Here is a 12,722-nt window from a genome sequence, read left to right on the forward strand (position 1 = left end):
GTATACTACGCTTTTCGCCCGCAGAGTCAAGCGCTTATTGCCGCTTTCTCTGCCCGACCTCACAATGTTTATCAGCGTTGTGTCGGTCAGTGGTGGCGCATTATAGGGCGTTCTTTGGCGCTGGCAATACTTATTTTGAAAAAAATTAACGATCGATGATTATTTCATCAAATTTAACTTAAGTTATCAATTTTTCTAGTTTTGAAAATCCATATTCCTGCAAAACGGGGATTAATGCATCAGTATCAGCATTCACTTTCATACAATAAGCAAGACTATCTGCTGAAGTGCAAACAAGATTATTCTGATGTTTAACCAACCAAGCCGTTCTTCGAGCAATAGCAACACCAGAATCAATTAAACGCGTGCCATCAGGTAATATCTGAACTAATTCTTCTGCTAATAGTGGAAAATGGGTACAACCCAATACCACTGTATCAGGTGGTTTTTTCATTCTAAGCCACGGTTTCAGTATCTTTTTTAAAATATCGGAAGAAACCTTACCACCATGCAGTTTAATTTCAGCTAATTCTACTAATTCAGAAGAACCTATAGATTCAATCCTGCAACCTGTCGCAAACTTTTCGATAAGTTCTTTTGTATAGGAACGATTAACTGTTGCTCTAGTCGCCAATAATCCAACGACACCATTACGAGTTAACTTTGCAGCAGGTTTTATCGCTGGAACCACACCAACAACCGGAAAGCTGAACCGCTCACGTAGAGCTGGCAAGCTGACTGTACTGGCAGTGTTACATGCAATAACCACTATTGTCAGAAGGTGTTTTTGCTGAACAGCACCAACAATTTGAACGACTCGTTCAACAATAAACTCTTCCGATTTTTCACCATAAGGGAATGCTTCGTTATCAAAAACATATATATAATGGAGATCTGGTAATAATTGTCGGATCTCTTGGTAAATAGATAAGCCGCCTACCCCAGAATCAAACACTAAAACTGTTGGGCGTGCGGCTTTATTTAAATCAGAAGTTATAGCTCCCAGTGAGGTAGTATTCACGTCCTGGAATGCGATAGCCATAAACTGTCTCGTAATCTTTATCAAGCAGGTTGGCTATTCTAGCACGAATTGTCAGATAAGAAGTGACTGGATATGAAACTGTTAAATCCCAAAAGCTGGCGCCACCTAATTTCACACTCTTAGCCGGGAATGTACTGAAATCCTTGTCATAACGCCGCCCTAGATATTGATAAGTTAACCCCCAATCAAAATCATATAACTGCCAGTCAAGTTGATATTTCACTTGCTGCTTCGCACGACGAACTAAAATTTCATTAGTTTCACTATTACGGGGGTCAATATACTGTATTGTCAATTGATGCTGAAATATGCCAGTGTCTATTAAGCTAGTCCACTCAACACCTTTAATTTTTGCTTTACCAATATTGTAGTAGCGACTATTTGCATAATCGATCAATTGCTCAATCTCATTGCGATATACAGTCAGACGCCAATTTAGCTGGCCTGTGACGCCTTCAATACCGCCTTCCCATTGTTTACTTTCTTCCGGCTTCAAATCATGATTACCACCAAAACCATACATCTGGCTAAGCGTTGGAGCCTTAAATGCCGTACCATAAGAAGCGATCAAGCGATAATCTTTAATAAACTCCCAACCTAAACTGGCTTGCCATGTAGTATTCCAGCCAGCTTCTGAATGTTTATCTGAACGAATTGCGCCTTCTAAAATAAAATCTTTCAGCTGTTGCTGTGCTGTCAGATACATTCCTGTATTACGTACCGTTTTACTCTTCGGAATATAACTGGTTCCAGCTTCTATCGATTGTTCTTGGAAATCCACACCGGTACTGACCATGCCCTGATATAGCTGAAAAGTATTCCCCCATTGCAAGTTATATTGTTCAGAATCATTAAGGCTAGCAGACTTATCATAGCGTCCATATTGAGGATCAAAGTTATAATCTTTTGTATGACTATAACTGGTAATTAACTGGGATGAGTAGATCCCTTGGTTAAATCTGACTCCCATGTCATAGTGGCGGCTATAAAGTTCACGAGTATCCGGTCTGGCATATGGATAGCTCCAATTAATATCCGCATCATAAGATGTTCTATTGTTATAGCCATAAGCTCGAACAAATCCACTGACTTGCTCATTAAATTTTTGATCGACTCCCAACCAAAGCATTTTGCTCATGAAGCCATCACGATCAGGTTGTCTAAAACCACCGGTATTACCATCAGCAACAACATCGTATCCTTTGGTATAAGTATAGTTAGCTGCTGCTGTCAGAACTGTATTTTCAGCTATCGTTTGTTGAGTTGCACCATCATAAGTTTGATAACCATGTGAGCCGATACCTACATTAAAGCTGGTTCCTGGTTTCTCTCTGGTAGTGATGATATTAATAACACCACCAATAGCATCAGAACCATAAACAGCAGAACGTGGTCCACGGATATATTCAATTTTCTGAACCAATGATACAGGTATTTGGCTTAAATCAGAGGAGCCACTGATGCCCGCTTGATTCAAACGTATTCCATCCATCAATACCAATACATGACTAGCATGAGTACCACGTATAAACAAAGAGCTTAACTGTCCAATACCTCCATGCCGCGCAATATCAACACCGGGTAGACGACGCAAAATATCGGCTACACTATTTGGCTGCCAACGATCAATTTCATCCCGTGTTACAACAGTATAAGGAGCCAGTATGCTTGATACCGGCTGTTTAAAACGACTCGCTGTCACAACCAATGAATCCTGCGACTCCACCGCAACAGAAGCTTGATTCCAACCAGAAATTACCATGATTGAAACAGTGGATAATAATAACCGCTTTTTATTTATCATGAGAGAAAACATCCCACAATTTATTGTTAGAAGGACACGCTACGATGAAGCGTTGAACCTATTCATAGTTGAACCTATTCATAATAGTAAGCATAGACAGGATCGTGTATGAGTAATAAGAAAACTGGACATTCTTTGCTCTTCCCCTACAATTTTGCCCGAAAATTTTTCTTACTACAGATATAAGAGAACAAACATAATGCAAAATCTCCTGCCAACGGAAAGCTATGAACAGCAACTGACGGATAAAGTCAGCCGTTTAAAAAACATGATGGCGCCTTTCCAACCCCCGGGGCCAGAGGTTTTCCGCTCACCGCTATCTCATTACAGAATGCGAGCAGAATTTCGAATCTGGCATGAGCAGGATGATTTGTACCATATTATGTTCGATCAACAGACGAAACAGCATATTCGCCTTGTTCAATTCCCTGTCGCCAGTAAGTTAATCAACAAAATGATGGTAGTATTAATTGACTCCATTAGATCTGAACAGATCTTACGTCATAAGCTATTTCAAATTGATTATCTGTCTACTTGCAGTAATAAAATCCTTGTTTCTCTGCTTTATCACAAAAAATTGGGTGATGAATGGACACAACAGGCATTAAGACTGCGTGAAGCGTTAAGAAATAAAGGATTTGACGTTGAGTTAATTGGCAGAGCCGCTAAAACCAAAATCACATTGGATCATGATTATATTGATGAGGTTTTACCTGTTGCAGGCCGAAAAATGATTTATCGCCAGGTGGAAAACAGCTTCACCCAACCAAATGCTAGCGTCAATATTCATATGCTTGAATGGGCAATTAATATTACCAAAGATTCAAAAGGTGATTTACTTGAGCTCTATTGTGGTAATGGCAATTTCTCTCTGGCATTAGCTCAAAATTTTGAACGAGTATTGGCAACAGAAATTGCCAAGCCATCCGTTGCTGCCGCTCAATACAACATTGCAGCCAACGGTATTGATAATGTACAAATTATCCGAATGTCAGCAGAGGAGTTCACCCAAGCAATGAATGGTGAACGCGAATTTAATCGCCTTCAGGGAATCAATTTAAAAAGCTATCAATATGAAACTATCTTTGTCGATCCGCCACGTAGCGGCCTTGATGAAAAAACGCTTGAGATGGTCCAAACATATCCACGGATTCTTTATATTTCCTGTAACCCGGAAACCCTTTGCCATAATCTGAAAACATTAACCCAAACGCATAAAATTAGCCATCTGGCCCTGTTTGATCAGTTTCCTTATACTCATCATATGGAATGCGGCGTGCTTCTGGAAAAATTAAACTGATACTTGACGAATATATAAAACAAAAACGCCGGCAGATAGATTTCTCCGGCGTTTTTCAACAATTAATGACAATTTTCTGTAATTGCCTGGTTTTTACGAATTTTTACCTTTCTGTAAATCCAAAATACCAGTACGGTACCCATTACTGCGGGCAGAAAATTAGAGCCAATTTCAGGGTATTCAACCCTGATAATCGCACTATAACTAAATAATCCTAAGAGGAAACAAGCAACAACTAACTTAGGCATCCCATCTGGCATTGAATAATTTAAATAGCGCTGATGGATACAATAAATTGATAAAATCAGTGTTATCAATGGGAAAACTGAAAAAGAAACAACTGAGCTAAAAACTGCTGAAAACGTTCCATTCGTTGCTAATCCGACAATAAAAGCGAGTAACAATGTACTTTTGTCCTGGCGATATTGTTCCATCATTGCGTTCTCCTCCTTCATAGTTATTTAAGTTTAGGGTTCGGTGGGTTCATTTCTTTGCGATACCAATAATATGCACCTTTAGCAATCATCCGTAGCTGCAAGACTAAACGTTCTTCTAAACGCTGTCTTTTCTCCAAATCAATATCCAATGCTTCTGCACCGGCACTGAATACTATTGTTACCATTGCCTCTGCCTGCACCTCAGTAAAATGCCTCGGCATACAGCTTTCCTGTTCTAAATAGTCTGCCAGTTCAGCAATAAAATGTTGGATTTCCCGTGCGACAGCGGCACGAAATTCAGCAGAAGTCCCCGAACGTTCACGTAATAATAATCGGAATGCATTTGGATTATTACCGATAAATTCCATAAAAGTTGAAACAGATGTGCGGATGACACTGCCACCTTTAGCAATACGTTGTCGAGCTTGCCTCATTAACTGACGTAGCATCAAACCACTTTCATCCACCATAGTCAGCCCAAGCTCATCAACATCGCGGAAATGACGATAAAATGAAGTAGGTGCAATACCTGCTTCACGGGCGACTTCACGCAAGCTAAGGCTGGTAAAACTCCTTTCGGCACTCAACTGGCTGAAAGCAGCTTCAATCAGTGAACGACGAGTTTTTTCTTTCTGTTTCGCTCTGATGCCGATAATGTTACTCACACGAATCCTGACTCTTTATCTGAACTACATGTTAGGAAATATACCAAATTTTAACGCGTTTGCCGTAATGATATGCTTGTCATGTCATTTATAATGATCCATGTCATTTTCTCAGCGCATTTTCTTATTAGATATTAAGATGATAAAAGTGACTACGCGTAGTCAGAAAATCATTAAGGGGGCATTCCCCCTTTGTTAATTCGATCGTTAGATAATTATTTATTTTCCAAAAACTTCATGGTATCAGCATAGCGGGTAAAACTATGTTCAATTCACCCTAAACGATGACATAAACTCCTTATGAGGATTGGGTTATTAAGTCAACCGATGTTAATATAGCGTTGTAATTTTGTGTAAAAACAGGTCTCTCCTCTATGCAACATATTCATTTTGACGCCATTGTCATTGGTTCTGGTCCCGGTGGAGAAGGAGCAGCAATGGGATTGGTGAAACAGGGTAAAAGCGTTGCTGTTATTGAACGCTATAATAATGTCGGCGGTGGTTGTACTCATTGGGGTACCATCCCGTCGAAAGCCCTCCGCCACGCCGTCAGTCGTATTATTGAATTTAACCAAAACCCTCTGTACAGTGATAATTCCCGCGTTCTTCGCTCTTCATTTGCTGAAATCTTACGCCGTGCTGAAATGGTAATTAATCAGCAAACTAGAATGCGTCAAGGATTTTACGAACGTAATGGGTGTCGTATGTTTTCCGGAGAAGCAACATTCATTGATGACCACCGGGTGAGTGTGCGCTATGCTGACGATAGCCACGATATTTTAAGCGCAGATAAGATTATTATCGCAACTGGTTCTCGCCCATATTGTCCGCCAGATGTCGATTTCACTCACTCCCGTATTTATAACAGCGATTCCATTCTGAAATTGGATCATGAACCACGGCATGTCATTATTTACGGTGCCGGAGTGATTGGTTGCGAATATGCTTCAATCTTCCGTGGATTAGGCGTAAAAGTTGATTTAATTAACACTCGTAATCACTTACTCGCTTTCCTTGATCAAGAGATGTCAGATGCACTTTCTTACCATTTCTGGAATAGCGGTATAGTAATCCGCCACAATGAAGAATATTCTAAAATTGAAGGTGTTGATGATGGTGTTATCGTTCACCTTAAATCCGGTAAAAAAGTCAAAGCTGACTGTCTGCTTTATGCTAATGGTCGAACAGGTAATACGGATACTTTAGGGCTAAAAAACGTTGGTCTGGAAGCAGATAGCCGCGGTTTACTGAAAGTTAATAAGATCTATCAAACCAGCAACGAAAATATCTACGCTGTAGGAGATGTTATCGGCTATCCAAGCCTAGCCTCAGCTGCTTATGATCAAGGCCGAATTGCCGCCCAAGCGATGACGAAAGGAAACGCCGAAGTTCATCTGATTGAAGATATTCCAACGGGTATCTATACCATTCCTGAAATTAGCTCTGTAGGTAAAACCGAACAACAATTAACAGCAATGAAAGTGCCTTATGAAGTTGGACGCGCACAATTTAAACATCTTGCACGCGCACAAATTGCGGGGATGAACGTAGGAAGCCTGAAAATACTGTTCCACAGAGAAACAAAAGAGATTCTTGGCATTCATTGTTTCGGGGAACGTGCGGCTGAAATTATTCATATCGGCCAAGCGATTATGGAACAAAAAGGTGAAAGTAATACTATCGAATATTTCGTCAATACTACTTTCAACTATCCAACTATGGCTGAAGCCTATCGTGTCGCAGCTTTAAACGGGCTTAACCGGCTATTTTGATTGCCCGTAATAAGTGCCCATTTTAGCTCTAATAGCCTCTGCTAGTTGCTCATAGCGACCACGCAGAGGTGAACCAGGACGATAAATCAAAACAACAGACCGCTTAGGTTCAGGGCTGCCACACTCCAGATAACAGACGCCATCACGTTTTTTCTCTTGTGGTACTGCCAGATCAGGCAATAAGGTTATTCCGCTACCGGCAGCAACCATATTACGCAGGGTTTCCAAACTGGTTGCACGAAAATGGGTATCTTCCTTCGCGCCCGCCTGAAAACAGAACCCCATTGCCTGATCACGCAAGCAATGACCATCTTCTAACATCAACAATTTTTCACCTGCCAATTCATCCATAGCGATTTTTTTACGCTCTGCCCAAGAATGGCCATCATAGATAGCTAGTTTCATGGGTTCTTCAAACAATGGCACTTCAATGAAAGCTCTTGTCTCCTTAACCATTGCCAGAATCGCACAGTCCAATTTGCCACTATCCAACTGGGCTAACAGACTTTGAGTCTGGGCTTCATATAGATACATTTCCAACTTAGGAAACAAACTATGAAGCCCAGGGATAATATGAGGCAACAGATATGGACCAATTGTCGGGATCAAACCAATATGCAGAGGACCAGACATGTTTTCCCCTTGAAGTGACGCCATTTCCTGCAAAATCCTCACCTCGCGGAGAACTGTTCTGGCTTGTTCTACTAATAACATCCCTTGTTGCGTGAACAAAACTTTACGGCTGGTGCGCTCCAATAACATGACACCCAGATCATCCTCAAGCTTACGAATTTGCCCGCTTAACGTAGGCTGGCTAACGTGGCAAGAATCAGCAGCACGGCGAAAGTGCCGATGCTCCGCAAGCGCCACAAGATATTCCAGATCGCGGATATTCATTCCCACCTCAACATATTTAATATAAATGATAGAAACTACCAATAGATAATTATATCAATGTGAGGAAAAGACTATCAGATAATCCTTAAGAACTTATATATAAAGCTCTCATTTATTTTACAGGGGATAAATTAATCCCCCTACTATTATGATGACTAACTTAATTTTAGCCTCTGCTTAGCCTCTGCAATCGCTTTCATAACCTGTTTTTGCGACACTCCTCCCTTTGCAAGGCGTTTGTCCAGACAAGATTGCAAAGACAAAATATCATATACATCTTCAGTAATTGCACTACTGAACTTCTGCAACTCTGCCAATGACAACGCTTCCAATGCCTGCCCCTGGGCAAGCGCCATAATCACAATTTCCCCAACAATATGGTGAGCTTCTCGGAATGGAACACCTTTTGCAACCAAATAATCAGCTAATTCGGTCGCGTTAGCATAACCCTGTTTAGCTGCTTCCGCACAACGTGAACGCCTGACCTGAATACCATCTAACACCAACGCGGACATATGTAAACAATCCAGCCAAGTATCCAGCGCATCGAATAACCCTTCTTTATCCTCCTGCATATCTTTATTGTAGGCTAGCGGCAAACCTTTCAAGGTCATCATCATACCGGTCAATGCCCCCTGCACCCGGCCACATTTCCCACGAATTAACTCCAGTGCATCCGGGTTTTTCTTCTGTGGCATCAGAGAAGAACCGGAAGTGACTCGATCTGACAGTTCAATAAACCCGGCTTCACCGCTATTAAAGAAAATTAGGTCTTCCGCAAAGCGGGAAAGATGGATCATACTGATACTGGCATTAGATAACAGTTCCAATACATGGTCACGATCTGAAACGCTATCCAAGCTGTTACGCGTCGCAGAAACAAAACCTAGCCATGATGCTAGTTGTTCGCGGTCAATATCATAAGCGGTTCCAGCCAATGCACCACACCCAAGCGGGCTGGTATCCAGCCGTTTCAAAGTATCCTGTAACCGACTTTCATCACGGACCAACATTTCTACATATGCCAAGCACCAGTGAGCAAATGTGATAGGCTGCGCTCTTTGCAGATGGGTATAGCCCGGCATCACTGCATCCTGATTATTCTCCGCAGTAATCACCAATGCCTGCTGTAACTCCACAATTGCCTGATAGAGATGTGAAATGTATTCTTTACACCAAAGTTTGAGATCTGTTGCCACCTGATCGTTACGGCTACGACCAGTGTGGAGTTTCTTACCCAGATCGCCAACTTTACTGATCAACTGCCCTTCTACCCAACTATGGATATCCTCTGCACCACTTTGCAAGATGGCTTGTGGGTTAGCCTGAACCTCATTCAACAATTCATTTAATGCCAGCTCCAGTCTTTGTTGTTCTTCAACGGTCAGCACACCAACCGTTATCAACGCTTTCGACCATGCAACTGAACCGGTAATGTCCTGTTCCGCCAACCGGTAATCAAAGCGAAGTGAATCGTTAAATTGTTTGAACCGTCGATCTGCTTTCTGACTGAAACGCCCGCCCCAGAGTGCCATATTTTCGTTCCTGATTATCTGATGTCTGAGTGATTGATTACCTTTCATAAACAGCAATTTCATTCGCAACATGGAGATAATAGACTCGATAAATCAAATACAAGGATGAATTCACGATCTGGTCATTACCTCCATAACTACGAACGATGAAATTACTCTTTACTATTTAATGCCCGAATGCGCGAAGGGAGAGAATACAGACGGATAAATCCCGCTGCATGGCTGTGATCGTAAACCTCATCTTCACCAAACGTTGCAAACGCTTCAGAATAAAGGCTATTTGTTGATTTTTTCTGGATCGCTGTTACCTGACCTTTATAGAGTTTCAGTACTACTTCACCGCTGACATCCGCAGCCAACGCCTCAGCCGCGGCCTGAATAGATTGACGTAGCGGGGCAAACCAACGTCCGTCATAAACGACATAAGACATTTCTAGCCCAAGCTGCTGACGCCATTTAAAGCTATCACGGTCCAGAACCAGTTGTTCAACACCACGCAACGCAGCCATCATGATGGTTCCTCCCGGCGTCTCATAACAACCACGAGATTTCATTCCCACCAGCCGGTTTTCCACGATATCGATACGGCCGATACCATGTTTTACTCCCAAAATGTTCAGCGCTTCAAGGCATTGATATGGAGACATCACCTTGCCGTTAACCCCAACAACCTCGCCTTTCTCAATAGTGACACTGACCAATTCAGCTTCATCTGGTGCTTCTTCTGGATCGACTGTCCACACCCAACAATCTTTATTGGATGCATTCCAAGTACTTTCCAGTACGCCACCTTCGGTAGAGATATGCCACGCATTCTCATCACGGCTGTAAATTTTCTCCAATGTTGCGGTAGTTGGAATATCTCGCGCTTTCAGATAATCCAGCAACGCTTCACGGGAACGCAAATCCCACTCTCTCCACGGTGCAACTACTTTTAGCTGGGGGGCTAATGCCGTATAAGTGCTTTCAAACCGAACCTGATCGTTACCCTTACCTGTTGCACCATGAGCAAGTGCATCTGCTCCCACTTTCAGTGCCAATTCAACCTGTGCTTTAGCAATAATGGGGCGTGCCATTGAAGTGCCCAACAAATAGCTACCTTCATACAGAGCACCGGTTTTCAGTACCGGATAAACATAATCTTTAATGAATTCCTCACGCAGATCCACAACGTGACATTCTGATGCGCCAGAACGCAAAGCTTTCTGCTCCACGCCTTCCAAATCTTCACGGCTTTGCCCCACATCGGCAACAAACGCAACAACTTCACAGTTGCCATAATGTTCCTTCAGCCAAGGAATAATGGCAGAAGTATCCAGACCACCAGAATAGGCAAGAACGATTTTTTTAATATCTTTAGTATGCATGAAGTTACCCTTTGAAATTCCGTTGTTATTTATCAGCAAAGATTTGCCGAAAATTAATCAAACTTAATTTAAGCCAGAATACGAGTACCGACGGGAACACCGTTAAATAGATCGGTCAGTTGATCTGCATGACGCCAACTGGCGATATCTACCGGACGATCTAATGTCCTAGCTGCATCTAAAGCGGCATTCACCTTCACAATCATGCCGTCAGTAATGATGCCGTGGGCAATAAGTTGTTCTGCTTTCTCAACATTTATGTCAGGGATTCTCTGCCCTTTACCATCCAAAATACCACTAACATCAGAGAGCAATACCAAATCAGCACCTAGCGTCTGAGCTATCGCCGTTGCTGCCTGATCGGCATTCACATTCATCAGCTCCCCTTTATCCGTTACACCAATTGAGCTGATAATGGGCATATAACCCGCATCCAATAACATTTTCAGCAACTTAGCATCGCCCGGCATCGCTTTCCCCACATGCCCCAACTCTTCACTCAGTTGGGAAACCATGACCACATTACCATCTCCTAAATATAATCCAACTGATGCAAGTTGATATTTAGTCGCCCACGACAACAAGGTCTTATTGGCGATACCAGCCAATGCGCCAGTGATAATTCCAATCTGATCAGCGGGTGTTACTCGTAATCCTTGTTCCTTCACTATCGGTAGCTGCAACTTCTGCATCAGCTCATCCACCAGATAACCACCACCATGAACAACAACCAACTGACGTTCGTGTGTTTGCCGATATTCCTGCAATGCAGTAAACACGCGTTCCAATGCTTCTTCATTGTCCAATAACACGCCACCTAACTTTATGACTAAAGGTTCCATCTGCTCTACTCCTTCACGTCAACCATTAAAGTAATGCCTGAGTTTCTTCAAACCCAAAACGTATATTCATACACTGAACTGCCTGAGCTGCCGCGCCCTTCAAAAGATTATCCTCAGTACCCACAACAATCAGATGGTCACCCTCTACAACAAAACCGATATCACAGAACGGTAACCCAACAACGGATTTCAATGCTGGCACCCCTTTGCTGTAAAGCCTTACCAATGGCTTATCTTTGTATGCTTGCCGATACACCTCATCTATCTGTTCTGCGGTAACACCCGGCTTCAATTTACAGGTAATTGTGGCAAGAATACCCCGCGCGAAATTGCCAAGATGTGGAGTAAAAATCACCCTGGTTCCCAGATGCTCCTCAATCTCCGGTTGATGACGATGGGTAAATATTCCATAAGGTTGCAAACTGATTTCGCAGAAGCTGTTGGTCATGCTGGCTTTCCGACCTGCTCCACTTACACCACTAGTAGCATTAATCACCGGCCAATGGCTGGTATCCAGCAAACTATTTTCCAACAGCGGTTTCAGGGAGAGTTGAGAAACTGTTGGGTAACATCCCGGTACAGCAACTAATTGGGCCTGTTTGATTTTTTCAGCCTGCCATTCGGCAAGTCCATATACTGCTTGTGCTAACCATTCAGTATGCTTATGTTTGAATCCGTAGTATTGTTGATAAATCTGAGCATTTTGTACGCGGTAGGCACCAGAGAGATCAAATACAGTGCAACCTGCTGCCAGAAATAACGGCGCAATGTCATGACTAACTTCATGGGCGGTGGCAAGGAAAACCACATCAATCCCTTTAGCAGCATTAATAATATCAGTCAGCGGTTGCAGCGGTAGATCAACAATGCCTTTATACTGTGGATGTAAATCTGAGAAGCATTTATCTGCATCAACGCTCTGAGCAGAAACCATGAGTCTAATCAGATTCGTATGCGGATGACGATGCAGATATGCTGCCAGTTCTGCTCCGGTGTAACCACTTGCACCAACAACCAGCGTATTCAACATAGGATATCTTTACCTTATGCTCAGTATTCAA

General features: G+C 42.5%; 11 protein-coding genes. 2 read left to right on the top strand and 9 right to left on the bottom strand.

The features are described 5' to 3' along the window. Nucleotides 1-178: 178 nt before the first annotated feature. Together murI and btuB are read right to left on the bottom strand one after the other, a co-directional pair. On the bottom strand, nucleotides 179-1,042 hold the full coding sequence (murI, locus tag AACQ83_RS17635; RefSeq protein WP_112878932.1) for a glutamate racemase: 864 nt from the start codon (nucleotides 1,040-1,042) through the stop codon (nucleotides 179-181). Then, nucleotides 987-2,846 (bottom strand): TonB-dependent vitamin B12 receptor BtuB, encoded by a 1,860-nt coding sequence (gene btuB, locus AACQ83_RS17640; RefSeq protein WP_112878933.1) that lies wholly within the window; start codon nucleotides 2,844-2,846, stop codon nucleotides 987-989. The genes murI and btuB overlap by 56 nt, the downstream gene beginning before the upstream one ends. Before the next feature lie 199 nt (nucleotides 2,847-3,045). Here btuB and trmA point away from each other — a divergent pair, with 199 nt between their 5' ends. Further along, a complete protein-coding gene (gene trmA / locus AACQ83_RS17645; RefSeq protein ID WP_370446073.1) occupies nucleotides 3,046-4,146 on the top strand; it encodes a tRNA (uridine(54)-C5)-methyltransferase TrmA in 1,101 nt (366 codons plus the stop codon). Between the two features lie 62 nt (nucleotides 4,147-4,208). Here the strand turns inward: trmA and AACQ83_RS17650 are convergent, their stop codons facing one another. Both AACQ83_RS17650 and fabR read right to left on the bottom strand, forming a co-directional pair. Then, entirely contained in the window at nucleotides 4,209-4,580 is a 372-nt protein-coding gene (locus AACQ83_RS17650; RefSeq protein ID WP_112878973.1) for a YijD family membrane protein, read from the bottom strand. Between the two features lie 23 nt (nucleotides 4,581-4,603). Further along, complete coding sequence (fabR, locus tag AACQ83_RS17655; RefSeq protein ID WP_011148806.1) at nucleotides 4,604-5,248, bottom strand: HTH-type transcriptional repressor FabR; 645 nt, start codon at nucleotides 5,246-5,248, stop codon at nucleotides 4,604-4,606. Nucleotides 5,249-5,622: 374 nt separating this feature from the next. On the opposite strand from fabR, the gene sthA reads away from it, so the two are divergent. Beyond that, nucleotides 5,623-7,020: a Si-specific NAD(P)(+) transhydrogenase gene (sthA, locus tag AACQ83_RS17660; protein ID WP_112878934.1), complete on the top strand. Its 1,398-nt coding sequence runs from the start codon at nucleotides 5,623-5,625 to the stop codon at nucleotides 7,018-7,020. Here the strand turns inward: sthA and oxyR are convergent. The 5 genes from oxyR to argC all read right to left on the bottom strand — a co-directional run bounded on the left by oxyR (nucleotide 7,012) and on the right by argC (nucleotide 12,691). Further along, entirely contained in the window at nucleotides 7,012-7,917 is a 906-nt protein-coding gene (gene oxyR, locus AACQ83_RS17665) for a DNA-binding transcriptional regulator OxyR (protein WP_112878935.1), read from the bottom strand. The two genes, sthA and oxyR, sit on opposite strands and share 9 nt — an antisense overlap. A gap of 155 nt (nucleotides 7,918-8,072) precedes the next feature. Continuing rightward, the gene (gene argH, locus AACQ83_RS17670) at nucleotides 8,073-9,452 is read right to left on the bottom strand and encodes an argininosuccinate lyase (protein WP_112878936.1); all 1,380 of its coding nucleotides are present in this window, start codon (nucleotides 9,450-9,452) and stop codon (nucleotides 8,073-8,075) included. Nucleotides 9,453-9,604: 152 nt separating this feature from the next. Further along, nucleotides 9,605-10,819, bottom strand: a complete 1,215-nt coding sequence (locus AACQ83_RS17675) for an argininosuccinate synthase (RefSeq protein WP_112878937.1) — start codon at nucleotides 10,817-10,819, stop codon at nucleotides 9,605-9,607. A gap of 68 nt (nucleotides 10,820-10,887) precedes the next feature. Further along, nucleotides 10,888-11,661 (bottom strand): acetylglutamate kinase, encoded by a 774-nt coding sequence (argB, locus tag AACQ83_RS17680; RefSeq protein ID WP_112878938.1) that lies wholly within the window; start codon nucleotides 11,659-11,661, stop codon nucleotides 10,888-10,890. A 25-nt stretch (nucleotides 11,662-11,686) separates the two neighbouring features. Further along, entirely contained in the window at nucleotides 11,687-12,691 is a 1,005-nt protein-coding gene (gene argC / locus AACQ83_RS17685) for an N-acetyl-gamma-glutamyl-phosphate reductase (protein WP_112878939.1), read from the bottom strand. Nucleotides 12,692-12,722 lie beyond the last annotated feature (31 nt).

The sequence above is a fragment of the Photorhabdus sp. S10-54 genome (assembly GCF_963878145.1).
GTDB lineage: Bacteria > Pseudomonadota > Gammaproteobacteria > Enterobacterales > Enterobacteriaceae > Photorhabdus > Photorhabdus kayaii.